The following is a 26,633-nucleotide window of genomic DNA, read 5'->3' on the forward strand; positions in this document are numbered from 1 at the left end:
CACGCTGTTTCAACAGGAGATGAGGATGTCCGCTACACCGCGTTCGCCGTTGCTTGATGCACTTGACTGGGTCGATTATGCGTTTCAGCCCGCAGGCGAACCGCCTCCTGATGATGCCGCCTATGCCCATCAGCGTCACAGCGCCGTCGTGTTAACCGACACTCACACTATTCCACCCAAAAGCGGTGATGCAGATGGCGTGATCGCCACCGGCCACCGCCCCGTCGCGGTTTACACTGCCGACTGTTTACCGGTGCTGTTTGCCGACAGCCAGCAGAAACAGGTTGCCGCTGTTCATGCGGGTCTGCAGGGGACCCTGGCTGGCGTGCTGTATCGGGCGGTAGCGCATCTTTGCGAACGCGGTGCCACGCCAGCGAGCCTGACGGTGGCGATTGGCCCGGCGCTGGCTCCCTGCTGTTTTGAGCTGGATCGTCAGCGTCTGGCAGAGATTGAACAGATGCCCGACATGCCATTGCCCCTGCGCTATTATGCGGTTCAGCCCCACAATCCCGGCGCTCAGCGCCCCCAGGCCGTTGCTACCCGTGGCGGTGTCTGGTTTGATCTACCGTATCTGGCGACGCAAATGCTGATAAAAGCAGGCATTCCGGCAGAAAACATTGACCCTGTCCACCAGTGCACCTATTGCACTACCGAGGCGGGCTCCAGCTACCGTTTCAACACGCATCACGGCAGTGGCTATCGTTCCCGCTATTCCTGGATTCGCCGCCGCTGAGGTTGCGCGCACATCCGCTGGCCTTCCCCTGCATTTCCCCGGCCTGGCCGTTTTATGTGGCGGCTAAGGCCGCTTTTATGATGTTTCTCACAGCCTGATGCCATTTCACTTTTTTTTAACAGAAAAATGGTTAAAGCTAACTCATCCGACCACTTTATCTGTGAGTGATTATGACTGTGCTGCCCTCATCCTACCCGGCGTTGTTTACGCCCCTTGATCTGGGGTTTACTCAGCTCAGAAACCGCTTTTTGATGGGATCTATGCACACCGGTCTGGAAGAGCGTGAAGATGGCGCGGCCAGGCTGGCGGCATTCTATGGCGAACGGGCACGGGAAGGCGTGGCGCTGATCGTGACGGGCGGCGTGTCGCCCAATCCTCAGGGCGTGACCGCCGCACACGGTGCGGTGCTGAACCAGGATTCACAGTGTGACTGGCACCGGCAAATCACCGCCGCCGTGCATCAGCACGGGGGAAAAATCGCGCTGCAGATTTTGCATACTGGCCGTTACAGTTTTCAGCGCGATCTGGTTGCGCCCTCTGCAATACAGGCCCCCATTAACCGTTTTACGCCGCGGGAACTGAGCGACGCCGAGGTTGAGCAGACCATTGCCGACTTCGCGCACTGTGCCCGTCTGGCGCAAAAAGCGGGCTACGACGGCGTAGAAATCATGGGCTCCGAAGGGTACCTGATTAATCAGTTTCTGGTACCGCACACCAACCAGCGTCAGGACCGCTGGGGCGGCGATTTTACCGGGCGCATGCAGTTTGCTTTAGCGGTCACCCGCGCGGTCCGTCAGGCCACCGGCGACCGTTTTATCATTATCTTCCGCTTGTCGATGCTGGACCTAATTGAGCAAGGCAGTACGCTGGACGAAACGCTACGACTGGCAACAGCGCTGGAACGCTGTGGCGTGACGCTGTTTAACACCGGCATTGGCTGGCACGAAGCTCGCATTCCGACCATTGCGACCTGCGTGCCCCGCGCCGCCTTCGCGTGGGTCACGCGCCGCTTGCGCCAACACGTTGCCGTGCCCGTGGTGGCAACGAATCGAATCAACCATCCACAGGTGGCAGAACAGCTTTTGCAGGATGGCTGTGCGGACATGGTTTCCATGGCGCGACCGTTCCTGGCCGATGCCGCGTTTGTCAGCAAGGCGCAACGGGGGGATGACGACAGTATCAACACCTGTATCGCCTGTAATCAGGCCTGTCTGGATCAGATCTTTGCCGGTCACGTCACCGCCTGTCTGGTCAACCCGCGTGCCTGCCACGAATCCCTCATGCCGGTGACACCGGCGCACATGCCCAAACGGCTGGCGGTTGTAGGGGCCGGTCCGGCAGGTATGGCGTTTGCCTTACAGGCGGCTGAACGCGGCCACCAGGTCACCCTTTATGAGGCGGCCGATGAGATCGGCGGACAGTTCAATATCGCCCGACAGATCCCAGGGAAAGAGGAATTCAGCGAAACCCTGCGCTATTTTCGCCATCGTCTGCCGGCGGCGGGCGTGGTAATCAAAACAGGCTGTCGGGTCACCGCTCCCCTGTTGGCAGACGCCGATGAAGTCATCCTGGCGACCGGCATTAAACCGCGTACGCCAGATATCCCCGGTATTGATCATCCCAAAGTCCTGAGCTATCTGGCCGTGCTGGCGGATAAGCGTCCGGTTGGTGCACGCGTGGCGATTATTGGCGCGGGCGGGATCGGGTTTGATACGGCTGAATATCTGTCTGAACCGCCCGCAAACGAAACCACCGGGGATTTTTATCGCGAATGGGGCATCGATCAGAGCCTGACGCAGCGCGGCGGCGTGATTGCGCCCGCGCCACAGCCTTCACCGCGTCAAATCTGGCTGCTTCAGCGCAAGCCCGGCAAGCCCGGTGCCACGCTGGCGAAAACGACCGGCTGGATCCATCGCAGCAGTCTCCAGTCACGGGGAGTTGAAATGTGGGGCGGGATTGAGTATCTGGCGATTGATGATGAAGGGCTGCATATCCGGCGCGACGGCGAGCGCCTGCTCCTGCCGGTCGACAACGTGATTATTTGTGCCGGTCAGGAGCCGCAACGCGAGCTGGAAGCGGCGCTGCGGGCAAACGGTAAACCCGTGCAGGTGATTGGCGGGGCCGACGTCGCGCAGGAGCTGGATGCCCGTCGGGCGATAGCCCAGGCCACCGCGCTGGCGTTAACGCTGTAGTTAACGCATTTTCACTGCACGCAGCACCACAAATTTTTTGTTGGAGGCAACCAGGGTGCAGTTGCCAAAGAGCTTCTTCAGCTTGTGGTGATAATCCAGGTGACGGTTGCCGACAATGCGCAGCTCCCCGCCGTATTGCAGGCAGCGCTTTGCGTCACGGAACATCTGCCAGGCCAGGTGATCGGTCACCGCGTGCTGCTGGTGGAACGGCGGATTACACAAGACCGCATGCAGCGTATCGGAAGGATAACCGCTCAGGACATTATTGACCCGGAACTGACAGCGTGACAGATCGTCCGGGCGGTTGATCTCTACGTTTAACCGGCTGGACGCCACCGCCATGTATGACTCATCAAGAAAATGCACCTCCGCCTCGGGATTTTGTGCCAGCGCCATCAAGCCAATCACGCCGTTGCCACAGCCCAGATCGACAATCTCGCCTTCAATATTTTCCGGCAGGTGCTGCATGAACAAGCGCGCGCCAATATCCAGTGAATAGCGGGAAAAGACGTTGGCGTGGTTATGGATCTGATAAGGCGTACCGTCCAGCGACCAGACCTGGGTAGGCGATTTTTCGCGCAGCGCAGGCTGGGTGAACTGGCTGTAAATCACGCGCGCTTTTTTGACGGCCAGTGAGGTTTTGGTCTCACCAATGATTTGCTCAAACAATTGCAGAGTGGAGGTATGAATCTCTTTCGCACGCCCCGCCGCCATTATCACGGTCTCTGGCGTGATAACCTGACGCACTGCGCGCAGTTGCTGCTCCAGCAACGCCAGGGTTTTAGGAATTTTGATCAAGACCAGTGCCGGTGCGGCCGGCAACGGTGCCAGGCTGTCAAGGAACTGGACATCGCTGTCGTCCAGCGCATTCAGGCGCAGGTTCTGACGCGTGGCCTGCTGACTCAGCCAGGAGTCACTGATATGCCACAGCGGACGGGTGTTCAGTGCGCAGGTTAACGCCCCAAAGCTGTCGTTAAAGATTAACGCTGGACCAGGCGGCAGGCTTTGCTGCAGGAGATATTCATCAGCGGCATCCCAGGCTTGTAACGGACTTTCGTCACGCATCTGCGGGAAACGGTGCAGGATCAGTGTGCGATCGTTCAGTTCAAGTTGGCTCATGAATTCTCCGGCGTGGTACACTTTGGTTGATTTTCGCCCCAAAAAGGGGGCGCAGTATACTGTCTTTCGCCGGGAATCTCTAATGTCCTCACTGATCTATCTTCAGGGTTATCCTGAGTCCATCCTTGAACAGGTGCAAACGCTCATCGATCGCCAGCGTCTGGGCCCGGTGCTGCAACAGCGCTATCCCGACAGACACGATGTGATGAGTGATAAGGCGCTGTATGACTTTACGCTGGCACTGAAAAACCGCTTCATGCGCAACGCGCCGCCCATCAATAAGGTGATTTGGGATAACAAAATCAAGGTGATGAAGCACGCGCTGGGCCTGCACACGGCCATTTCCCGTGTGCAGGGCGGCAACCTGAAGGCCAAAGCGGAGATTCGTATTTCCACGTTTTTCCGCCAGGCGCCTGAGCCTTTTTTACGCATGATCGTGGTACATGAGCTGGCGCACCTGAAAGAGAAAAATCACGACAAGGCGTTTTATCAGCTGTGCTGCCATATGGAACCGGACTATCACCAGCTCGAATTCGACGCCCGCCTGTGGATGACAGAACAGGCTTTGCAGGGCAATGCGGCTTAGAGAAACTCCTGCGCTTTCTGAATCAGGCTGGTTTTGGTCAGCGCGCCTAAAAAACGGCGCTCCTGGGGATTATTCAGGACAGGCAGACGTTCCAGCGTGACGGCTGCAAAAGCTTCCCATCCTTCCCGCAGGCTTTGGTTTTGATAGGCCACCGGGAAATCCTCATCCATCACGCACTGCACCGGCGAGTCCAGATTAATCTCCTGCGCCAGCACCCGGCGGGATATTTCGTGAATGGAAACCACGCCCAGAAACGCGCCCTGCGCATTGATGACGTACACATAGCGCTCACGCTTAAGCGAACTCACCGCCAGTGCTTCCCCAACCGAGGCCTCAGGTTGCAGGGCCGCCCCCGGAATGATCAGTTCGCTGATGCGCATATTATCGAAGTCATATTTGGCTTCAGAACGGTTGAAATGGTGCGTCACGACGGGATAAGTACTGGCCATTTGCAGGCGGTAGACCACCATTGTCGCCAGAACGGCCGCTATCATCACCGGAAACAGCAGGCTGCTGTTGAGCGTCATTTCCAGCACCATTAACATGGCCATTAACGGCGCCTGACTGACGGCCGCCAGGACGGCCGCCATGCCAACAGCGGCGAACAGCAGGACATTATTCAGGGGAAGATGCAGGGCAACCCCACACAACGCGATGACCATACCCAGCAGCGCCCCGATCAGCAAGGACGGTGTAAACAACCCGCCCACCGCATTGGAGCCTACCGAGAGGCTGGTCGCGAGCGTTTTTAAGACCAGCAGCAGCAGTAAACCTGATAACACATAATGCCCTGCCATCACCTTTACAATGACTTCATAGCCGTTCCCCAGGATATCGGTCGAGACCAGCGCCAGCAGGCCCACGGCAAAGCCACCCGCCCCAAGACGTAGCGGTAAGGACCGGACCCGACTGAACAGCGTTTTAGCACGGGCGATCAGGCGAATCAGGAGCAAACCGGCCAGCCCGGACAGTAAGCCAATCAGGACGGTAATCAGCAGGCTGCTGACATCCATCGTGAAACTCACCTCGGCCAGCGGATAAAGCGCATTACGAAAGCCCAGCGCCCACGTGGTCATGACCGCAACAGCGGAGGAGACCACCAGCGGAATCAGGCGTTGCAGGGCGGAGATACCAAACGCGATCTCTGCCACGAAAATGGCCGATGCCAGCGGCGCATGGTAGACCGAGGAAAGACCAGCTGCGGCGGCCATGGCGACGACGTCGCTGTTTTTTAACTGCACGCCAGGCGGCAACAGGCGGCCGATCATGCTGCCACAGAGCGCGGCCAGTTGAACCATCGGGCCTTCTTTACCGATTGACGCGCCGCTGCCAATACTGGCAACCGAAGACAGCGCCCGGAAAAGGGAGGTTTTCGTCGGCACGGCGTCAAGGCGGGCATTAATGACTTCGAGATAGTCGGTCTTGACGGTTTGCTGCCGCTCTATCGCGACCGCGTAGCGCAGGAAGAAACCGGCCAGCAGACCGCCCACGCCGACCAGAACGGGCCAGAACAGCATGGGCCAGAGATGGATGGATTCGGTGATGTCGTTGCTGCGGCCAAACAGCAGATAATTGATGAACTCAATCGTTTCGCGGAACAGCAAAGTAACTAACGAGGCGGCACAGCCCACCGGCACGGCAATCAGTAATGTGGTCCAGTTTAATGCGTGTTTGCTTCCTTTCACCTGCGCTCCCCGTCTTGTGCTTAACGTGCGGTATTCAGACATAGTATTGGAATGGCGATCTCAGGATCAACGTCTGATGTTGCCTGCCGGATGCCAGATGCTACTCTGCACTTTTACCTGCGCAGGAGATCACTGTGATTCGCTTTGCCATTGTGGGAACGAACTGGATAACGCGTCAGTTCATCGAGGCGGCACACGAAACCGGCAAGATGAGGCTGTGTGCCGTCTATTCACGTACCCGGGAGCAGGCCGCGGCATTCTGCTATGACTATCCTTGCGACCAGCGCTTTACGTCGCTGGCGGCCATGGCCGCCTGTCCTGATATCGACGCCGTCTATATCGCCAGTCCCAATGCCCTGCATTGTCAGCAGGCCATGCTGTTTATGTCGCAGGGCAAGCACGTCATTTGTGAGAAACCGCTGGCCTCGAATCTGCACGAGGTCGAAGCCATGATCGCCTGCGCCCGCCAGTATCAGGTGGTGCTGTTCGAAGCCTTCAAGACCGCCAGCTTACCCAACTTTATTCAACTCCAACAAGGGCTGCCTGCGCTTGGCACAGTGCGCAAAGCGCTGCTGAACTATTGTCAGTATTCGTCCCGTTATCCGCGTTACCTGAACGGCGAACATCCCAACACCTTCGATCCTCGCTGGTCCAACGGATCCATCATGGATATCGGCTACTATTGCCTGGCGGTCGCCGTCACGCTGTGGGGCGAGCCCCGGCAGGTGCTTGCCTCGGCCACCCTGCTGGAAAGTGGCGTGGACGGCCACGGCACCGTGAATCTGAATTATGGTGAGTTTGATGTCACGATAGTGCACTCAAAAGTCAGCGACTCGGTACTGGCCAGTGAAATCCAGGGGGAAGCGGGATCGCTGGTGGTGACACGTATTTCTGAGTGTCCATCTGTGACCTTTATTCCGCGTGTCGGGGAGAAACAGGATTGGAGCCAGCCTCAACACATCAATACCCTGCTGTATGAAGCAGAAACCTTTGTACGACTGGTAGAACAGCGCCATGTCAGCCATCCGGCGCTGGACATTTCCCGTAGCGTTGCAAAATTACTGACCGAGATCCGACGTCAGACCGGCGTGGTCTTTCCGGCCGACAGTGCCTGAGTGTAAATATTTCAAAATATGACGGGCAGACGATTGATTCCTGACGGCCAGCCACGTAATTTATCGGCTTGCAAAGGGGAGTAACTTGTAAGCTGATTGGTCGTCACTACGTTGCGTACGCATCCGGTCATCAGGCAACCCAGAATCCATTCCTGAGTTGTAAGTGAGACCTTGCCGGAAGGCGAGGTTTGCTTACACAGAATAAGCGGCTGACGTCTTCTGACCTCAGCCGTTTTTTTATTTCAGACAGGATACGATTATGCAAACTGTAGGTACGCCACTCCTCTGGGGCAGTTTTGCGGTTGTAGTACTTATCATGCTGGCGATTGACCTGTTCCTGCAGGGCCGTCGCGGTTCGCAAACCATGTCCTTCAAACAGGCTGCCGTCTGGTCGCTGATTTGGGTCTCCGTCTCGCTCCTGTTCAGTGCGGCGTTCTGGTGGTATCTGGACGGTACCGCCGGGCGTGACGTGGCGACCAGCCAGACGCTGGCTTTCCTGACCGGTTACGTGCTGGAAAAATCGCTGGCGGTAGACAACGTCTTTGTCTGGCTGATGCTGTTCAGCTACTTCTCTGTTCCGGCCAACCTGCAGCGCCGCGTCCTGATCTACGGTGTACTGGGCGCTATCGTTTTGCGCACCATCATGATTTTTGCAGGTAGCTGGCTGGTAACGCAGTTTAGCTGGATCCTCTATGTCTTCGGTGCCTTCCTGCTGTTTACCGGTATCAAAATGGCGATGGCGAAAGAGGACGATGCAGCCGTGGGCGACAAACCGGTTGTGCGCTGGCTGCGTAAACATTTGCGCATGACCGATACGCTGGACGGGGAAAAATTCTTTACGCGGAAAAACGGCGTGCTGTTTGCGACGCCGCTGCTTTTGGTACTGATCATGGTCGAACTGAGCGATGTCATTTTTGCCGTCGACAGCATTCCGGCCATCTTTGCCGTCACCACCGATCCCTTTATCGTTCTGACCTCAAACCTGTTTGCGATTCTGGGTCTGCGCGCCATGTACTTCCTGCTGTCTAACGTGGCGGAACGTTTCTCGATGCTGAAATATGGTCTGGCTGTCGTGCTGGTCTTTATCGGTATAAAAATGTTGATTGTCGATATCTACCACATTCCGGTAGCGATATCGCTGGGCATCGTCGGAACGATTCTGGCATCGACGCTGCTGATCAACGCCTGGGTTAACCGTCAGAATGACAAAAAGAAGCTGAATAAGCCGTAACGGCACGGCAAGGAAAAGCACGGAACAAGGGCGGCATGGGTGCCGCCCTTGTGATTTACAGCGTCACACCGCTCTTGAAAATCGCGAGCTCACGAAAATCATTTTGTTCGTTACGGGTGCGTTGCCCGTTGGCAATGGCCACAATCGTGTCCACGAAATCGGCCAGCAGCGCCTCCATGCTCATGCCCTCAACCAGCCTTCCGGCATTAAAATCAATCCAGTGCGGTTTCTTTTCAGCCAGCGGCGTATTGGTGGCCAGCTTAACGGTCGGTACGAATCCGCCGTAAGGGGTTCCGCGTCCGGTGCTGAACAGCACCATATGACAGCCTGCGCCCGCCAGGGCACTGGTCGCCACTGCATCATTGCCCGGTGCGCTTAACAGATTAAGGCCGGGTACCGTCAGGCGTTCACCGTACTTCAGTACGTCCACCACCTGACTTTGCCCCGCTTTTTGTGTGCAACCGAGCGACTTCTCTTCCAGCGTAGTGATGCCGCCGGCTTTATTGCCCGGAGACGGATTTTCATAAATAGGTTGATGGTGATCGATAAAGTACTGTTTGAAATCGTTGATCATTGCCACGGTTTTATCGAAGGTCGCGCGGTCGCGACAGCGCCCCATCAGAATGCGCTCGGCACCAAACATTTCGGGGACTTCGGTCAGCACCGTTGTGCCGCCGTTGGCGATCATCTGATCAGAAAAACGCCCCAGCAGCGGATTGGCGGTAATGCCTGAGAAGCCATCAGAGCCGCCACATTCCAGACCAAATTTCAGCTCGCTGAGTTTGCCCGGTGTACGGCGATCGTGACGCATTTTTTCGTACAGTGCGTGCAGGCGTTCCAGCCCGGCTTCTATTTCATCGTCATGCTGCTGGCAGACCATGAACGCAACGCGGTCGCTTTCAAACGCCCCTAATGTTTCACGAAAGGCATCGACCTGATTATTCTCACAGCCCAGGCCAATCACCAGCACCGCGCCCGCGTTTGGATGACGCACCATGTTTTGCAACATGGTGCGGGTGTTCTCATGGTCCTGACCCAACTGTGAACAGCCAAATGTGTGGCTGAAAAGAAACGCCCCGTCGGTTCCGGCCGCGTCCTGGGTTTCTTTCAGGAAACGCTGCAGAATTTGCCGGGCAATTCCGTTAACACAGCCGACGGTCGGTAAGATCCACAGCTCGTTGCGAATGCCTGCCTCACCGTTGGCGCGGCGGTAGAGCTGCACGTCGCGATCGCCAGGTTGAGGCGTTAAGGCTGGCGGCTCTGGCTGGTAGTCGTACTGGTCGAGATCGCTAAGATTGGTACGTGCATTGTGCGAATGCACCCGTTCTCCGGCCCCGATAGCCTGCGTGGCGTGCGCGATGGGCAACCCGTATTTCACGACCGTTTCGCCTTTCTCCAGCGAGCGTAAGGCAAACTTATGCCCCCGCTCCACGGCCTGTCGTAACGTCACGGGGTGATCCGCCAGCGCAATTGACGTCCCGATGTCGATATCCTGCAACGCCACGGCGACATTGTCCTGCGGATGAATTTTTATGGCGTCTTGCATCATGATCTCCGGTGGCTCAGCGCGTCGCGTATTCCATGCGCGAGAATGCGTTGCAGATGGTGGCTGACCGTTTCGGTCAGGCCGGGTAGCTGAGTTAAATCCTGTCCCCAGTGCGATGCCTCACCTAAAACCTGCTGAACCAACGCCGCGGGAGAAAGACGTTGTGCGCTGACGGCAGCCCAGCTCTCTGAATAACGCTGAAACCAGTACGGCTCGTCCTGCAAGGTCCAGCGCTTGTCTGCCTGTTCGCCCCGGTAAAACGCGATCAGGGCGGCAAGCGCAAACGTCAGGTTTGTTGGCCACTGGCCGGTTTGCTGATGGGCAGTCAGTAATGGCTGCAGCAAACGTGTGCGAAATTTGGTCATGCCATTAAGAGCGATAGACAGCAGCGCATGGTGGATAAAGGGGTTACGAAAGCGGCGCAGTACCGCGTCGGCGAAGGCGTTAAGCTCATCAGCGGGCAGATCGAGCGTAGGGATGATCTCTTTGCGCAGGAGATCGTCAATATACCCAGCGACCTGTGTATCCTCCATCGCCTCGCCCACGCTCTCCAGGCCCGCCAGAAACGCCACCGGCACCATTGCGGTGTGCGCGCCATTCAGAATGGCCACTTTTTGGGCTTTATACGGGGCGATATCCTCAACCCGGCGCACGTTGGGTGCCAGCGCCGTCAGCCTGAGTTCGTCAAACAGCGCGGCGGGGCCTTGCAGAACGAACTGATAATAGACCTCGCCCGCTACCAGGAAGTGATCCTGATAACCCAGTTGTGCCTCAAGCGCGGCGCTGTCGGCCGGAAACCCGGTGACGATGCGATCCACCAGCGTGTTATAGAACGCACAGCTTGTCGTTACCCAGCGTGTAAAGGCGTCCGGTAACTGCCAGTGTTCGGCATAGCGGAGCACCAGCGCGCGCAGCATATCGCCATTATGATCGACCAACTCGCACGGCACGATAAGCCAGCCTTTGCTTTCGTCACCGGCAACGTGCTGATAACGCGCCCAAAGCAGCTGCGTCAGTTTGCCGGGAAAGCTGGCGGCGGGCGAATCGGTCAGCCGATCCGTTTCGCTAAACGCGATGCCCGCTTCGGTGGTATTCGAGAAAACAAAGCGTATGTCGGGCTGGCGCGCCAGCGCCATAAACGCATCGAACTGCGTGTAAGGCTGGATTTCACGGTTCACACTGCGGATCAGGCGGCTTTCGCTCACCGACTCACCCTGCGCGTTCAGGCCACGAATCAAGGTCGTATAAAGGCCGTCCTGCTGATTTAACGTGTCGCTGACTGCGCGATTGCGCGGCCTGACCACCACCACACCGGCATCCGTTCCCTGATGCTCATTGAGCCAGTCCAGTTGCCAGTCGATAAAAGCACGCAGAAAATTGCCTTCACCAAACTGAATCACGCGATCGTGGTAGACCGCGCCGGGAAAGTCGTGGCGGTTCAGCCGCGTCATCATCAGGCTCCCAGCTCAATGCCAAAATAGTCGCGCGCATTGTTAAAGCAGATGTTTTGCACCATCTGTCCTAACAAGGCTTCATCGGCCGGGGCTTCGCCGTGATCCACCCAACGACCAATCATCTGGCACAGCAGACGACGGAAATACTCGTGGCGGGTATACGAGAGGAAGCTTCGGCTGTCGGTTAACATGCCCACGAAACGGCTCAGCAGACCGATTTGGGCCAGCTGCGTCATCTGACGTTGCATGCCATCCAGTTGATCGTTAAACCACCAGGCGGAGCCAAACTGCATTTTCCCGGCCTGGCCTTCTCCCTGGAAGTTGCCGGCCATAGTTGCCAGCACTTCGTTGTCACGCGGATTCAGGCAATAAAGGACCGTTTTAGGCAGCGCATTATTGAGGTTTTGCGCACCCAGCAAACGAGCCAGCGGTTCTGCCACAGGCTGATCGTTAATGGAGTCAAAACCGACGTCCGCGCCTAACAGCTGGAACTGGCGCTGATTGGTATTGCGTAACGCACCAATGTGGTATTGCTGCACCCATCCGCGACGGGCGTACTCGCCGCCCAGCCAGACCAGCACCGCCGTTTTGAACTGGGCGATCGCCTGTGCATCGGGTTTGGCACCACTGCGACGGTGCGCCAGAATCCTGTCCAGCGTCGTTTCATCGGCCTCGGCATAACACACGACATCCAGCGCATGATCGGAAATCTTACAGCCGTGTGCGGCAAAGTGGTCCAGCCGTTTGCTGAGCGCCTGACGTAAATCATCGAAGCGTTGCACGCTGACATCAGTAAGGCTTTCCAGCTTTTCAATCCACGGCAAAAAGGTGTCCGCTTCGATGTTGAACGCTTTATCCGGACGCCAGCTTGGCAGCACCTTAACGTTGAAACTGCCGTCTTCGGCGATCGCACGATGGTGCACCAGATCGTCCAGCGGATCGTCGGTGGTGCCGACCATTTTCACATTCATCTGCTGCATGATACCGCGCGCGGTGAAAGTGTCCTGAGCCAGCAGATCGTTACAGCGCTGCCAGATCTCATCCGCCGTTTTTTCTGACAACAGGACGCCGGTAATCCCGAACGGGCGGCGCAGCTCCAGGTGCGTCCAGTGGTAAAGCGGGTTGCCGATGGTGTGCGGTACGGTCCGTGCCCAGGCATTAAATTTCTCGCGATCGCTGGCATCACCGGTGCACAGCGCCTCAGCCACGCCGTTTGCCCGCATCGCGCGCCATTTATAGTGATCCCCTTTCAGCCAGATATCGTAGAGATTGGCAAAACGGTAGTTTTCAGCGATCTGTTGCGGCGGTAAATGGCAGTGATAGTCGTAGACAGGCTGGTCTTTGGCGTAGTCGTGGTAAAGACGACGGGCGAACTCTGTGTCCAGCAAAAAATCCTCGGTCATGAAACGCGACATAAAAAGCTTCCTTATGGGATACACCCTGAATGGCTCAAAGTTATCATACCAATTTTCACTGACTGCCGTTTTTTTTACGACTCAGGTCACATTTAAGCGAGATTTTTCCCCCGAAAAGCGACCTTTTTGCCGCCGGCAGCGCGCTAACTGGCTGTGTTCTCATCTGTTTACAGTATCCCACATGCGATTACGGGTTTTTGTGATGGCTTTCAACTTTTAAAGTTGTATAACAAGTTAGGCTCTCGCTTTACCGCAAGGTAACAAAATTCTGACATAAGGCAAGGCAGATAACGGTCGCTCAGGCAGGGCCGGCGGGCGTGAGCAGAGCTGTATCACGAGATGTCCCGCTCCAGATAACAACAGCGGTTTGACCGCATACACAACTGGAAGAGGTACAGAATGCGTAAGATCAAAGGATTACGCTGGTATATGATTGGCCTGGTGACGCTGGGGACGGTACTGGGTTATCTGACGCGTAACACTATTGCCGTAGCAGCGCCAACCTTACAGACCGAGCTGCACATCACCACCCAGCAATACTCGTACATTGTGGCGGCGTACTCCGCCTGCTATACCGTGATGCAGCCCGTTGCGGGTTATGTGCTCGACCTGCTAGGCACCAAAGTCGGTTATGCGGTCTTTGCCGTACTGTGGGCCACATTCTGCGCCGCGACCGCGCTGGCAGGCAGCTGGGGCGGACTGGCCCTGGCGCGTGGCGCTGTCGGTGCCGCCGAGGCAGCCATGATCCCCGCCGGGCTCAAAGCCAGTAGCGAATGGTTCCCGGCAAAAGAGCGCTCCGTCGCAGTGGGCTACTTCAATGTGGGCTCATCCATTGGTGCCATGGTCGCGCCGCCGCTGGTCGTGTGGGCTATTGTGGCGCACAGCTGGCAAATGGCGTTTATCATCGCAGGCGTACTGAGCATGATTTGGGCGCTGTGCTGGCTGGTGTTCTACAAGCATCCTAAGCAGCAAAACAAGCTGAGCGACGAAGAACGTAACTACATCATTTCAGGTCAGGAATTGCAGCATCAGACAGGTAACACGACCAAAATGTCGGCACTGCAGATCCTGCGTAACCGCCAGTTCTGGGGCATTGCGCTGCCGCGTTTCCTGGCCGAACCTGCGTGGGGCACCTTTAACGCCTGGATCCCGCTGTTTATGTTTAAGGTTTACGGTTTCAACCTGAAAGAGATCGCGCTATTTGCCTGGATGCCCATGCTGTTTGCTGACTTTGGCTGTATTCTGGGTGGCTACCTGCCCCCGCTGTTTCAACGCTGGTTTGGCGTAAACCTGATCGTGTCGCGCAAAATGGTGGTCACAATGGGCGCGATATTGATGATAGGCCCGGGCACCATTGGTTTGTTCACCAGCCCGTACGTTGCCATCGCGTTGTTATGTGTTGGCGGCTTTGCCCATCAGGCACTCTCTGGCGCGTTGATTACGCTATCTTCTGACGTTTTTGGCCGTAATGAAGTGGCCACCGCCAATGGTTTAACCGGTATGGCGGCCTGGACAGCCAGCACGCTGTTTGCGCTGGTGGTTGGCGCGCTGGCAGATACGTTAGGTTTCAGTCCCCTGTTCGCTGCGCTGGCCGTGTTTGATTTGCTGGGCGCCATCGTCATCTGGACCGTCCTGAAAAATCAACCGGTGTCGGAACTGCAGACGCCACATTCGCCTTCTCAGGCTGCGCCCGTTCGCAGCTAATCTCCCGGGCTGGCCTGCGCCAGCCCTTTTCTTCAGTTACAGCAAAGTGGTATAACAACTTATCTGCTTGTTACTTTGGATCGTGCTATGGACCTCACCGAATCGCGTCGACTTTATCAACAACTGGCCAGCGAATTAAAACGGCGCATTGAAAATGGCGTTTATCAGGTGGGAGACAAGCTGCCCGCAGAGCGTCTGATTGCCGAAGAAATGCAGGTCAGTCGCACAGTGGTCCGCGAAGCCATCATCATGCTGGAAGTAGAAGGCTATGTTGAGGTACGCAAAGGCTCGGGTATTCATGTGATAGCCAGCCAGCAGCAAACCCGTGTGGCTGAGTCCAGCAGTCAGTTGGAGTTCGCCACCTTTGGTCCCTTTGAACTCCTTCAGGCGCGTCAGCTGATTGAAAGTAATGTCGCCGAATTCGCCGCCACACAGGTAACGCGTCAGGATATTGTCGACCTGATGGCGATTCAGGAGAAAGCCCGTCAGGAGGACCATTTCAGGGACTCAGAATGGGATATGCACTTCCATGTTCGTATTGCGCAGTCCACGCAGAACAGTGCCCTCGCGGCCATTGTCGAAAAAATGTGGCTGCACCGGTTACACAATCCCTACTGGCTCAAACTGCACGAGCATATCGATCAGCGCAGTATTCTCAGCTGGTGTGACGATCACGATCAGATTCTTAAAGCACTCATCCGCAAAGATCCTGCCGCCAGTAAGCTGGCAATGTGGCAACATCTCGAAAATACTAAGCAGATGTTATTTAACGCCACCGCCGACGATTTTGAATTTAATGTCGACCGCTACATGTTCAGCGAAAATCCGGTTGTCTTACCTGATGCCGATACGATTCAGCGCTAATCTGGCCTAAAAACAGTCAGTTAATCTGCAATAGTGTCAGAACATGTAAAACTCCTTTTTACATCGTAATGGAGAGGGTAAAACTCCTGTTCGTTTAGGAGTAGTTCTGTCTCCGAAGCTGGATTTTTGTTACAGTTATCACCCTTTTCTTACCTTTTGCGTTAAGGGCTTATCAAATCGCTGATTTAACAATCAGTTCTGGAAGGATCCAGACATGCATGCTCAGACGGTCACCCCAGAATTTATAACTAACTGTCAGTCTGCGCTTTAGTCCCAGTGGGACATGTTCAACGATGATGTTCGGGAATGATTGATGGAAATTTTGCAAGCGCTGCTGCATGCCTTATGGCAACAGGATTATGAAACGCTTTCTGATCCAACACTGGTGTGGGCGATTTACGGCGTTTTATTCATGATTCTTTTTCTGGAAAACGGTTTACTGCCTGCCGCTTTCCTTCCCGGGGACAGTCTGCTGATTCTGGTTGGCGTGCTGATTGCCAAGGGCACAATGAGCTTCCCGCTGACGATCCTGGTCTTAACAACAGGTGCCAGCCTTGGCTGCTGGGTCAGCTATATTCAGGGCCGATGGCTCGGCAATACGCCCACCGTACAAAACTGGTTATCGCACCTTCCCGCCCGCTATCATCAGCGGGCCCATAATCTGTTTCATCGCCACGGATTATCCGCCTTACTGGTTGGCCGTTTTATCGCCTTTGTCCGCACCTTACTGCCCACGATTGCCGGGCTGTCCGGTTTAAGTAATGCCCGTTTCCAGTTTTTTAACTGGATGAGTGGCTTCCTGTGGGTGGTGATTCTGACCGTTCTGGGCTTCGCGCTGGGTAAAACCCCTATTTTTCGGCGTTATGAAGATGAGCTGATGTTCTTTCTGATGATGCTGCCGCTGGTGTTACTGGTGGTGGGATTAATCGGTTCGCTGGTTGTTCTCTGGCGCAAGCGCCGTGCAAATCAGCGGGGGACCGGTTTATGAAAACATTACAGGTCATACCTAAACACTGGCGGCCCTGGTTGATTGGCGGTGCATTCGCGCTGATTGCGATAAGCCTGGTGCCCGGTCTGATGCGCCATGAAAATGTGGTACAGATTCGCGTTTCGCATGCGGGTGCCCCGATGCCGGACGGCTTTTATTTATACCAACAGTTGAGCGCGCAAGGTATTCGCATCAAAAGCATCACACCCGCAGGTGATGCGCTGGTTATTCATTTCGACAATGAAGAGCAGAGCCTGGCCGCGCAAAAAGTGTTGCGTCGCTTGCTGCCTGAGGGCTTTATCGTCGCGCAACACGATCAATCGCCTCACCTCTCTCTCGCCTGATGCGCGTTTCTTTATACGTTCAGCGTTTATCGACTGCGCGCTGAACGTTTCCCCGTATATCGGTGATCTTTGGACTTTTTCCACCTGATGTCTATGCTTAAACTAAGGCGGGTTTCAACGCACACCGTGAAGCGGTTGCGCCGCGTTGATGTAAATCAGGCAACAATGGAAGGTACTACGCCTAATGAAAAATAAATTACTGCTGGGCATCGTGTTGTTTTCGCTTTCAGGTTCATTGATGGCGGCGGAATCGCTGTGCCAGCAAAAAGAACAGGACATACAGCACGAAATTGAGATGGCGAAGAAGCATAACAATCAGCGCCGGGTAAACGGCCTTGAGCGCGCCCTTACTGAGGTGCGCGCGGGCTGCACGGACAAAAAGCTGAAAGCTTCACATCTGGAAAAAATCAACGCGCAGAAACAGAAAGTGGCTGAGCGTGAACGCGAACTCAAGGAAGAGCGCGATGAAGGTCATGATAAGGACAAGATAGCAAAACGCGAACATAAGCTGGAAGAAGCACGCCAGGAGCTTAAGAAGTTACAGGCGGAGCCCTATTAATCGGATTCACTCTACTGATGTTAAAGGAGTATTTTATGTCTAAAGACACATCATCGGAACATTTGCGTGCTGAGCTGAAAAACCTGGCGGATACGCTGGAAGAAGTGCTGAGCAGCGGCACAGAAAAATCGAAAAGTGAACTGGATAAGCTGCGTCATAAAGCGCGCGTGGCGCTGGACAGCTCCCGCGAGCGTTTAGGTGAATCCGGCGAGCGCCTGGCAGCCACTACGCGCGAAGCGGCACAAAAAGCAGACGGTTATGTACGTGATAACCCGTGGCATGGTGTCGGTATTGGCGCGGCGATCGGTGTCGCTATCGGTATGCTGATCTCGCGTCGTTAACCATGACCGATTCACAGCAGAACCACGGACCAGCTAAAGGGGTGATCACGATTGGTCAGCGTATCGTTACGACGCTGGTCAGTATGGTCGAAACACGCGTTCGTCTGGCAGTGGCAGAGCTGGAAGAAGAAAAGGCCAATCTGATACAGATGTTGTTGATGCTTGGCCTGACGATGCTTTTTACTGCTTTTGGCCTGATGAGCCTGATGGTGCTGATTATCTGGGCAGTCGATGCGCAATACCGTCTTATGGCGATAGCCATCACCACCGGCGTGCTGTTCCTGCTGGCGTTGATTTTTGGGCTCTGGACACTGCGTAAATCACGCCAGTCGACGCTGCTGCGTCATACGCGTAAAGAGCTGGCCAACGATCGTGATTTGCTTGAGGATAACCGCTAATGAGCCGCCGCGAACGTGAAGCGCGTATAGAAGAGTTGCTTAAACAGGTTCAGCAACAGCGCCTTGATCTCAGCGCGGCACGGCGTGGCTGGCTCGAAATCACGGCACCTTACGACCGTGGCTGGTTTACCTTTTTGAGCCTTAAACGCTATCTGGCCATTGGCAGCAGCGCGTTAGCGATTTACTCCATCCGCAGTCCCAACCGCCTGTTGCGCTGGGCCAAGCGCGGCTTTGGCCTGTGGAGCACCTGGCGCATGGTTAAGTCAACCTTCCCCCCGCGCTGACATCACCAGGCCAGTCCATTGTGACTGGCTTTTTTTTGTCAGATTTACTGAATAACATCGACAGTTTATATCGCTTACAACTGTCACGCCTCGCGACTATCATCTCCAGCTATCAGCCCAGCGGTTTGCTATCAGGCGGCCAACGGGAATATTCACTGCGGGCATTCCTGCCTTGCAAACTTATAGCGTTGGAGTAGATGATGAAAAAATTCGAAGACAGTGGTTTGTTGGCCGCCCGTATCCTGATGACCATTCTGTTTATCACCGCAGGCTGGGGCAAAATTACCGGTTATGCAGGTACACAGCACTACATGGAAGCGATGGGCGTCCCCGGCTTCATGTTGCCACTGGTTATCCTGCTGGAGTTTGGCGGCGGTCTGGCGATCATGTTTGGCTTCCTGACCCGTTTCACCGCGCTGTTCACCGCGGGCTTCACGATTCTGACCGCCTTCCTGTTTCACAGTAACTTTGCCGAAGGCGTGAACCAGCTGATGTTTATGAAAAACCTGTCTATCGCTGGCGGTTTCCTGGTGTTAGGTCTGGTTGGACCGGGCGCGTACAGCATCGATCGCCTGATCAGTAAAAAGCCACAGGGTGTTCTGGCGCGCTAATTCACCGCCAGCAATCCCGCTTTAGCTGAACGCACCGGCTGCTTTTTCCGGTGCGTTTTGCTTTTTTGCTGCCTGCCGTCTCGCCGCTTCTCCGGTACCGCGGAGAAACGCTTAAGGTAAGCCTAATCTACGCATGAAAATATAGTGTCCTGTTCTTTTCATTTCAGGATTACTATGAACATGCCTTACAGGCAGTGGCTCCCTCATCACGATGCGCCTTTTTTTCGACGGCTCCATCTCTTCGTTGCCGTCCTCATCCTTTCCCAGATCATCAATTCCGGTTTCACCGAACGTGAAGCGCTGGGCGGGCACAGTCTGGAAACGGTGATCACCTGGTTTCATATCCTGTCTGGCCTGTTACTGATTGTCGCCGGATTCGCTATGCTGATCTGGATGCGCATGCAGCGCGGCTTACACTGGTACTTTTCGTGGCTGACGCTGGATTTCCGCGGTATTCGGGACGATCTCGCCTGTCTGGCGCGCATGAAATTACCCGACGCGCACAGTGGCGGCATCGCTGCCACCGTACAGGGGCTGGGCGTTAGCGCGTTGCTTGTGGTGGCCTGCTCGGGCGCGCTATGGTTTTTACTTAACAGCACATCGTTCGCGTCGCCGGGTCTGACGCATGCAGTGCTGCACTGGCACAGGTTCCTGACCACGTTTGTCGAAATCTATTTCTACAGCCACGGTGCAATGGGCGTGCTGCATATTCTGCTTTCGCACTATGAAAATAAGCGTACCCGTCGGGTCGCTGATCACAGGGATAACGAATGCAACACAGTGAAACGCATAAAATAGAACACGCAGGCTGGCTGCGCGCGGCCGTTCTGGGGGCTAATGACGGGATTGTCTCAACCGCGAGCCTGCTGGCAGGCGTGGTATCAGCCAGTAGTGCCCCCCACACGGTGTTGCTCGCCGGGCTGGCGGGAATCGTCGGCGGCGCGATGTCGATGGCCACGGGAGAATATGTCTCCGTGTCTTCACAGTCAGATAGCGAACAGGCCTCTCTACAGCAAGAAAAAGCCGAGCTGGAGGCTGACTTTGCGGCGGAAACCGTTGAACTGACGGCGATTTACCAGGCGCGCGGGCTGTCTGCTGACCTGGCTCATCAGGTAGCAGAGCAACTGATGGCCCATGATGCCCTGGCCGCACATGCCCGGGACGAGCTGGGCATTACCGACTTCAGCAGCGCGAAACCTCTTCAGGCCGCGCTGTTTTCCGCTATCAGCTTTGCCTCCGGCAGCGTGCTGCCGTTTGCTGTCGCCCTGCTCATTACCGGGCCCTTCGCCCTGCCCGCGATTGCATTGTCGGCCCTGCTGGCGCTGGCACTACTGGGTGCCCTGGCAGCTAAAGCGGGCGATGCGCCCGTACGCAAAAGTATCATGCGCATCTGCTTCTGGAGCCTGCTGGCAATGAGCTTTTCGGCGACCGTCGGCTACCTTACGGGTCAGGTACTGGGCTAGCCGCATAAGGCCGTCCACGAGCCCCATCAGGCATTCACGGGCTGGCCTACCACCAGCCCAAGCTGACTGGCCAGAACCCGGCCTGAAACAGATTCACCGTCCGGGCCCTGCCCTTGCAGGATTTCGAGTTGCCCTTGTCCACAGCGAATGATCAGGGGCGATAGTGATACAACCTCACCCGCACGCCCGCTGTTATCGCCGTTCATCACCCGGGTTTGCCAGACGGTAAACCTTTGCGTGCGGGTAAAGCTGAACGCCCCCGGCCAGGGAAAGTCCAGCGCCCGAACCAGATTGTGGATATTGACGGCACTGTCCTGCCAGTGTATCTCGCCGTCCTCGGGTTTGCGGCTGCCCCAGCAGCTGGCGGCCCGTTCATCCTGCGGTGTTTCTGTCAGCTCGCCCGCCACCAGCGCCTTAAGCCAGCCCGGCAACATCTTGCCCGTCGTTGCCACTAAGCGCGTATGCAAGGCCAGAGCATTATCTTCCGGCAGAATATCCACCGCCTGCTGCGCCAGTATGGGACCGGCATCTGGCCGTTTAATCATGCGGTGCAGCGTAACGCCTGTACGGGTTTCGCCCTTGATAATGACCCAGTTGAGATGGGCGCGGCCACGGTAGGCTGGCAGCAGCGCGGCATGAACGTTATAGGCGCCTTTTGTTACCGAAGACAGAATGGCCTCGCTCAGTACCTGACGGTAGGAGAAGCAGAACAGGTAGTCCGCGTCGAAACTGGCGATACGGGCCTGCCACTCGGCGGTATTCACCTCCTCGGTGATAAATACCGGAATAGCGTGACGACGCGCCAGCTCAGCAACGGAACCATAAAATGGTGTGGCGTTGCCGGGATCGGCATGGGTAAACAACGCACTGATACTGAATCCGGCATCCAGCAGCGCCTGTAATCCGGTACAGGCCATTTCATGGTATCCAAAGACGACGGCTTTCATTGCACTTTCCTTTTTCTCCGCCTCTCCGCACGGACAGGCTGGTGGAATGAGATGCCTGGGGCAGGCAGAATGTCCGACATCATAAAGGAATCGTTACCGGTTTACGTCATCAACCCTTCTCTCAGTGAGAGGCCGTTGAGACGATGGCACAAAATGTCTGACGCCATGCGCGCACAACGCTGTCGCAGTCGCGCATCACCACCTATGGTTAATCAGACGAGAACATTTCATTGCACGACAGAGAGTGGAGACAAGATGGGCCAGTTAATTGATGGTGTCTGGCATGACACCTGGTATGACACAAAATCAACCGGCGGGCGTTTTAAGCGCTCGGAATCCGCATGGCGCAGTTGGGTCACGCCGGATGGCAGCGCCGGACCGAGTGGCAACGCCGGGTTTGCGGCAGAGCGCGATCGCTATCATCTTTATGTATCGCTTGCCTGTCCCTGGGCACACCGTACCTTGCTGATGCGTCAGTTAAAAGGGCTGGAGAACATGATCGATGTGTCAGTCGTGCATCCGCTGATGCTGGAAAATGGCTGGACCTTCGATGACAGCTTCCCGGCGGCAACCGGTGACAAGCTGCATCAAAATGAATTTCTTTATCAGCTCTATCTGCACGCGGATAAGGACTACACCGGTCGGGTGACCGTGCCCGTGTTATGGGATAAGCAGCAGAATACCATCGTCAGTAATGAATCTGCCGATATCATTCGCATGTTTAACAGCGCCTTCGACGGCGTGGGCGCACGTGCGGGCGACTATTATCCGCCGGCACTGCGCGACAAGATTGATGACCTCAACGGCTGGATTTACGACACGGTCAATAATGGCGTGTATAAGGCGGGGTTTGCCACGTCACAGGCGGCTTATGATGAAGCGGTTACGGCACTCTTTCAGTCGCTGTCCCGTCTGGAACAGATCCTGGGCCAGCACCGTTATCTGACCGGCGACACGTTGACCGAGGCGGATTTACGTTTATGGACTACGCTGGTGCGCTTCGATCCGGTCTACGTCACCCACTTTAAATGTGACCGTCACCGTATCAGTGACTACCTGAATCTGAGCGGTTTCCTGCGGGATATTTACCAGATGCCTGGCATTGCTGAGACCGTGAATCTGGCCCATATTCGCCATCACTACTACTGCAGCCATAAAACCATCAACCCGCACGGCGTAATCTCTGTCGGCCCGGCGTTCAACTGGGATGAACCTCACGGTCGCGGTTAACCGGATGACGCAGACCTGACATGGGGGACATGTCAGGTCAAAACGGCTGCGCGGCCCGTCAGAAAAACTTATACGCAATATTCAAAATCGTCAGCACGCCAATCGCGCTCACGAAAACGTTGTCAGCACGGCCTTTATATTTCGCCAGCGCCGGAACCCTGCGGATAGCAAACATCGGTAACAGGCACAGCAGCGAGGCGATAATGGGCGCACCCATCGCCTCGATCAGGTCAAGAATATTGGGATTGAGATACGCCACCAGCCAGGTGGACCCCATAATAAAGACCATACTTACGGTGTTCAGCTTACGATGGGACACGGCGTCTTTATCACCGTGGTAGCGGAACTTGATGATTAACCCATTCAGCCCTTCCAGCGTGCCCAGATAGTGGCCAAAGAAGGATTTAAAAATCGCGACCAGGGCGATGACCGACGCGCTGTATTCCAGCACCGTGGAAAAGGTAGACTTTTCACCCGCCATACTGGAGAAGTGATTCGCCAGATAAGACAGCACAGGAATATTTTGTGCCCTGGCATCCGCCATGTCCTGCGGCGACAAGGTAAACAGACAGCTAAAGGCAAAGAACATGACCACTGCCACCATCAGGATGCTGGCGCGGGAGATAATCTGACTGCACTTGTTTTCAGTGTAGGTCCGGCCCATTTCCGGCTCGTACTCCTCCCGTTTCGACACCACGAAAGAAGACACAATGGGCGAGAAGTTAAACGAGAACACCATGATAGAAATGCCAAGCCATACCGTGACGAGAATGCCATCATGCCCGGTAAAGGCCAGATCATTCAGGTGAACCTGATCGATAACGGCGCGATTCCAGTACGGGATGAGCGACAGTGAAATCAGCACCAGACTGGCAATAAACGGAAACACCAGCCAGCTCATCACTTTGACCATCAGATCTTTACCAAACCCAATCACAAACGCCATCAGCAGCAGCAGACACAGCGCGACGACGCCACGATTAAGGGCGGGCAGCAGTAGCTGATATTGCCAGAACGCCATAAACGTGTTGGTGATGGTGACGCCATAAATCCATAACAGCGGGCAAATGGCAAAAAAGTAGAGAAAGGTGATGACCACGCCGCCGGTTTTACCGAAATGTTCTTCTACGGTATCGGTAATATTACCCGATACGTTACTGCCGGACAGGCACAGGCGCGCCAGTGCCCTGTGGCAGAAAAAGGCAATCGGATACGCCAGCACTAACATAATCAGAATGGGGATCAGGCCGCCATAGCCCGCTCTGATAGGAAAGAAAAGGACCCCGGCTCCAATGGCGGTACCAAAAAGTCCCAGTGTCCATGTGGTATCGGACTGACGCCAGATCGACGCTTTTTCCCGGTTGAGAATATTTTCAGAATTACTCATAACTTATCCTTTATGCGTCAGCGAGACCCGAAACCCGGGACAAATCAATATTGCCGCCAGAGAGCGTGTAAACGGTTTTCCGCCCCTGAATGTCATGGTCCACGTTGCCGCTGAGCGACGCAGCGCAGGCTAACGCACTGACGCTTTCCGTAACCATCTGGTTTCGCTGAGTCTTTTCAATCAAACACTTACGAATGTCGCCTTCACTTAGTCACCCCTTCTGATCGACCTGTTCGTTCATAACCGCGAAGGTGAGTTCACTCGAACAGGCGACATCGCGGCCATCCGCAAGGGTACCCGAGTACAACAATGGGGCGTCATGGTACCAGCAAAAATGGAGGCTGCCATACCGTCAGGATCAACAGATTGCGCACCGTTGACGGTAAACGCTGGATTCCTTGATCTCAGGGCAGCCACCCTACCGGCCCTCCGCCCATGGCGAAACCGACACCGAAAAGTTCGTCAGGCATCGCCAGACCGATGGCGCCCTGCCCGGCAATACTGGGCATTTTCTTGCCAGCAGGGATAAAAACAGGGGATGAGTGCGCGAAAAAAACGCCCACTGGGTGAGTGGGCGTGATGAGGACATTACTTCTTGTCGCAGGCGACCGGCCAGGGCTTCGCGGGGGAGTTAAACGGATGGTACTGATAACACCAGGTTTCAGATACCACGTTTTCCTGCGCTTTCAGATAAAGCTTCAGCTCCACCGGGTCACCGTCCCCCGCCACCAAATCAAACTGCGCCAGCCAGTTGCCGGAGTCATCAGGCAGCTTAGAGACCAGCACGTTCTCAAACGTCCCGCGCGAGGCCGACAGCACGGCTTCCGGCGCAACGCCTGACGGCAGGTGATTCAGGTTGCCACCGTAGAATTCAACGGTGAATTTACGACTGTCATGCGGACGGTCAGATCCCGGCACGCCGCCGCGTCCCAGTCGGGTCGCACCACAGCGCGCCAACGTTGAGGGATAAGGTTCATCGGACAGCCAGTGCAGCCGGTAATGGAAATAATGTTCATCACCCGCTTTGGCTGGCGCATCCGGCACCCACATGGCGACGATATTGTCGTAGATTTCGTCATCGGTCGGTATTTCCACCAGTTGTACCGATCCTTTGCCCCATTTCCCTAGCGGTTCGACCCACAGGTCCGGGCGACGCTCGTAGTGCGCAGCATCCAGGTAGCTGTCGAAATTCCTGTCTTTCTGCAGTAATCCAAAGCCTCGCGGATTCTCGTCGTGGAAGCTTGAGGTGACCACACGCAACGGATTGTTCAGCGGTCGCCAGAGATGTTCACCGCTGCCGGTCCACATTGCCAGACCATCGGAGTCATGCACTTCGGGACGCCAGTCTGTCGCAGCCCCCTTGACCGTTTTTGAGAACCAGTACATGGACGTCAGAGGCGCGATGCCGAAACGCTGAATATCCTTACGCAGGAAAAGCGTGCATTCCACGTCCTGCACCACGCCTTTGCCACGATGCAGGATAAACTTGTAGGCACCCGTTATGCTCGGCCCGTTGAGCAGGGCATAGACCGTGAGGTTTTTGCTGTCATCTTTCGGCGCTTCGAACCAGAAATCCGTGAAATCAGGAAACTCTTCATCCACACCGGGCTGGACGGTATTCAGGGCAATACCGCGAGCGGACAAACCAAACTGCCCTAATTCACCAATAGCGCGGAAATAGGACGCCCCCATAAAGGAAATCCAGTCATTTTGGGGATTGGTTTTTAACGCGTCCTGGCTTGCCAGCACTCTGAAACCCGAAAATACGTTTCCTTCCAGCGCCGGCAACCTGACGCTTTTATCCGTCGTGGTGAAGTAATCAATATTTTGAATGATTTCGCGCGCGGCGTTATTTTCCACTACGTGCATTTTCACCGGCATGCGGTGCAGGCCGTTAACCATGAAAAAGGTGACAGGAAAACGCCCGGCATTTTTGAACAGGGCATATTCCGGTTTGTACACGGTCTTCATGTAGGCGTCATAGGTGATGTTGGACAACAATGACGGATCGAATTCGGTGGGTTTTTCGTAAGGTTTGGCTGCCAGCGCTTTAGCCCGGGCAATCAATGTCTGAAAATTAAATGTTTCGCTGTTACCCAGTTTGAGCACACCTGCTGCCATCGCGCCGGGAGAAATGCCTAAAGCAGATAAGGCAGCAAACGCCCCAGAATACGTTAATAAATCCCTTCTTGTAACCATGATCCACCTGTTTTTTTAATCTTCATTCAATGAATGCGTGCCCAATGGGGCAAAACGTAAAATCAGTGACGTCTGGCGAGCTGCCTTCAACTATAGACGAGAGAAACCGTTGTCTCCCAAACAGATGGCAAGCCATCATGTAACACATCGGATGAGCGTATAGGGCATTGGCGAGAAATTGCATGGGATTTGCCTGAGAAACACGCCCTCTGGCAACCGGCCGCTTATCTTCCCCGAT

At 55.5% G+C, this 26,633-nt stretch carries 26 protein-coding genes; 17 read left to right on the forward strand and 9 right to left on the reverse strand.

Translation table 11 applies throughout. The features are described 5' to 3' along the window. Positions 1-25 precede the first annotated feature (25 nt). Positions 26-733 (forward strand): polyphenol oxidase family protein, encoded by a 708-nt coding sequence (locus tag C1N64_RS00330; RefSeq protein ID WP_039341911.1) that lies wholly within the window; start codon positions 26-28, stop codon positions 731-733. A 170-nt stretch (positions 734-903) separates the two neighbouring features. After that, positions 904-2,925: an FAD-dependent oxidoreductase gene (locus C1N64_RS00335; protein WP_367143617.1), complete on the forward strand. Its 2,022-nt coding sequence runs from the start codon at positions 904-906 to the stop codon at positions 2,923-2,925. On the opposite strand, the gene rlmG is transcribed toward C1N64_RS00335, so the two are convergent. Next, positions 2,926-4,044: a 23S rRNA (guanine(1835)-N(2))-methyltransferase RlmG gene (rlmG, locus tag C1N64_RS00340; protein WP_394515187.1), complete on the reverse strand. Its 1,119-nt coding sequence runs from the start codon at positions 4,042-4,044 to the stop codon at positions 2,926-2,928. Positions 4,045-4,126: 82 nt separating this feature from the next. Between rlmG and C1N64_RS00345 the strand changes: the two genes are divergently transcribed. Continuing rightward, the gene (locus tag C1N64_RS00345) at positions 4,127-4,630 is read left to right on the forward strand and encodes a M48 metallopeptidase family protein (protein WP_006118297.1); all 504 of its coding nucleotides are present in this window, start codon (positions 4,127-4,129) and stop codon (positions 4,628-4,630) included. Here the strand turns inward: C1N64_RS00345 and C1N64_RS00350 are convergent. Then, on the reverse strand, positions 4,627-6,315 hold the full coding sequence (locus tag C1N64_RS00350) for a chloride channel protein (RefSeq protein ID WP_394515188.1): 1,689 nt from the start codon (positions 6,313-6,315) through the stop codon (positions 4,627-4,629). The two genes, C1N64_RS00345 and C1N64_RS00350, sit on opposite strands and share 4 nt — an antisense overlap. Positions 6,316-6,449: 134 nt before the next feature. On the opposite strand from C1N64_RS00350, the gene C1N64_RS00355 reads away from it, so the two are divergent. After that, the gene (locus tag C1N64_RS00355; protein ID WP_375124561.1) at positions 6,450-7,430 is read left to right on the forward strand and encodes a Gfo/Idh/MocA family protein; all 981 of its coding nucleotides are present in this window, start codon (positions 6,450-6,452) and stop codon (positions 7,428-7,430) included. Positions 7,431-7,689: 259 nt separating this feature from the next. Next, a complete protein-coding gene (locus tag C1N64_RS00360; RefSeq protein ID WP_033739986.1) occupies positions 7,690-8,661 on the forward strand; it encodes a TerC family protein in 972 nt (323 codons plus the stop codon). A 55-nt stretch (positions 8,662-8,716) separates the two neighbouring features. On the opposite strand, the gene C1N64_RS00365 is transcribed toward C1N64_RS00360, so the two are convergent. The 3 genes from C1N64_RS00365 to uxaC are packed head-to-tail and all read right to left on the reverse strand — an operon-like array spanning position 8,717 to position 13,076. After that, a complete protein-coding gene (locus C1N64_RS00365) occupies positions 8,717-10,207 on the reverse strand; it encodes a UxaA family hydrolase (protein WP_006118300.1) in 1,491 nt (496 codons plus the stop codon). Further along, positions 10,207-11,658, reverse strand: coding sequence for a tagaturonate reductase (locus C1N64_RS00370; protein WP_375124571.1), 1,452 nt, complete (start codon positions 11,656-11,658; stop codon positions 10,207-10,209). Before C1N64_RS00370 ends, C1N64_RS00365 begins: the two co-directional genes overlap by 1 nt. 2 nt (positions 11,659-11,660) lie before the next feature. Next, positions 11,661-13,076: a glucuronate isomerase gene (uxaC, locus tag C1N64_RS00375; protein WP_039341898.1), complete on the reverse strand. Its 1,416-nt coding sequence runs from the start codon at positions 13,074-13,076 to the stop codon at positions 11,661-11,663. A 399-nt stretch (positions 13,077-13,475) separates the two neighbouring features. Between uxaC and C1N64_RS00380 the strand changes: the two genes are divergently transcribed. The 11 genes from C1N64_RS00380 (at position 13,476) to C1N64_RS00430 (ending at position 20,632) form a co-directional block, all read left to right on the forward strand. After that, entirely contained in the window at positions 13,476-14,780 is a 1,305-nt protein-coding gene (locus C1N64_RS00380) for an MFS transporter (RefSeq protein ID WP_039341892.1), read from the forward strand. A gap of 87 nt (positions 14,781-14,867) precedes the next feature. Beyond that, complete coding sequence (gene exuR / locus C1N64_RS00385) at positions 14,868-15,644, forward strand: transcriptional regulator ExuR (protein WP_006118304.1); 777 nt, start codon at positions 14,868-14,870, stop codon at positions 15,642-15,644. A 313-nt stretch (positions 15,645-15,957) separates the two neighbouring features. Next, positions 15,958-16,632: a DedA family protein gene (locus C1N64_RS00390; RefSeq protein ID WP_006118305.1), complete on the forward strand. Its 675-nt coding sequence runs from the start codon at positions 15,958-15,960 to the stop codon at positions 16,630-16,632. After that, entirely contained in the window at positions 16,629-16,976 is a 348-nt protein-coding gene (gene mzrA, locus C1N64_RS00395) for an EnvZ/OmpR regulon moderator MzrA (protein ID WP_282498233.1), read from the forward strand. Before C1N64_RS00390 ends, mzrA begins: the two co-directional genes overlap by 4 nt. A gap of 184 nt (positions 16,977-17,160) precedes the next feature. Beyond that, positions 17,161-17,535 carry a DUF1090 domain-containing protein gene (locus C1N64_RS00400; protein WP_033739991.1) on the forward strand — a complete coding sequence of 125 codons (375 nt, stop codon included), beginning with the start codon at positions 17,161-17,163 and terminating at the stop codon, positions 17,533-17,535. Positions 17,536-17,570: 35 nt separating this feature from the next. Then, on the forward strand, positions 17,571-17,876 hold the full coding sequence (locus tag C1N64_RS00405; RefSeq protein ID WP_006118308.1) for a DUF883 family protein: 306 nt from the start codon (positions 17,571-17,573) through the stop codon (positions 17,874-17,876). Between the two features lie 2 nt (positions 17,877-17,878). After that, entirely contained in the window at positions 17,879-18,274 is a 396-nt protein-coding gene (locus C1N64_RS00410) for a phage holin family protein (RefSeq protein WP_006118309.1), read from the forward strand. Next, on the forward strand, positions 18,274-18,558 hold the full coding sequence (locus C1N64_RS00415; protein ID WP_006118310.1) for a YqjK-like family protein: 285 nt from the start codon (positions 18,274-18,276) through the stop codon (positions 18,556-18,558). The genes C1N64_RS00410 and C1N64_RS00415 overlap by 1 nt, the downstream gene beginning before the upstream one ends. 200 nt (positions 18,559-18,758) lie before the next feature. After that, the gene (locus C1N64_RS00420; protein WP_033739992.1) at positions 18,759-19,169 is read left to right on the forward strand and encodes a DoxX family protein; all 411 of its coding nucleotides are present in this window, start codon (positions 18,759-18,761) and stop codon (positions 19,167-19,169) included. Positions 19,170-19,343: 174 nt separating this feature from the next. Further along, positions 19,344-19,967: a cytochrome b/b6 domain-containing protein gene (locus C1N64_RS00425; RefSeq protein ID WP_375124562.1), complete on the forward strand. Its 624-nt coding sequence runs from the start codon at positions 19,344-19,346 to the stop codon at positions 19,965-19,967. Beyond that, entirely contained in the window at positions 19,940-20,632 is a 693-nt protein-coding gene (locus C1N64_RS00430; protein ID WP_006118313.1) for a VIT1/CCC1 transporter family protein, read from the forward strand. Before C1N64_RS00425 ends, C1N64_RS00430 begins: the two co-directional genes overlap by 28 nt. 26 nt (positions 20,633-20,658) lie before the next feature. Here C1N64_RS00430 and C1N64_RS00435 read toward each other — a convergent pair whose 3' ends face one another. Next, positions 20,659-21,579, reverse strand: coding sequence for a formyltransferase family protein (locus C1N64_RS00435; RefSeq protein WP_054633049.1), 921 nt, complete (start codon positions 21,577-21,579; stop codon positions 20,659-20,661). Between the two features lie 255 nt (positions 21,580-21,834). On the opposite strand from C1N64_RS00435, the gene C1N64_RS00440 reads away from it, so the two are divergent. Continuing rightward, a complete protein-coding gene (locus C1N64_RS00440; protein WP_006118315.1) occupies positions 21,835-22,809 on the forward strand; it encodes a glutathione S-transferase family protein in 975 nt (324 codons plus the stop codon). Between the two features lie 58 nt (positions 22,810-22,867). Here C1N64_RS00440 and tdcC read toward each other — a convergent pair whose 3' ends face one another. The 3 genes from tdcC to C1N64_RS00455 all read right to left on the reverse strand — a co-directional run bounded on the left by tdcC (position 22,868) and on the right by C1N64_RS00455 (position 26,395). Then, the gene (gene tdcC / locus C1N64_RS00445) at positions 22,868-24,196 is read right to left on the reverse strand and encodes a threonine/serine transporter TdcC (protein WP_039341878.1); all 1,329 of its coding nucleotides are present in this window, start codon (positions 24,194-24,196) and stop codon (positions 22,868-22,870) included. A gap of 10 nt (positions 24,197-24,206) precedes the next feature. Continuing rightward, a complete protein-coding gene (locus C1N64_RS00450) occupies positions 24,207-24,353 on the reverse strand; it encodes a hypothetical protein (protein ID WP_155550063.1) in 147 nt (48 codons plus the stop codon). Between the two features lie 431 nt (positions 24,354-24,784). Further along, positions 24,785-26,395, reverse strand: a complete 1,611-nt coding sequence (locus C1N64_RS00455) for a glucan biosynthesis protein (RefSeq protein WP_394515189.1) — start codon at positions 26,393-26,395, stop codon at positions 24,785-24,787. Between the last annotated feature and the right edge of the window lie 238 nt (positions 26,396-26,633).

This window comes from Pantoea sp. SGAir0215, from assembly GCF_043543215.1.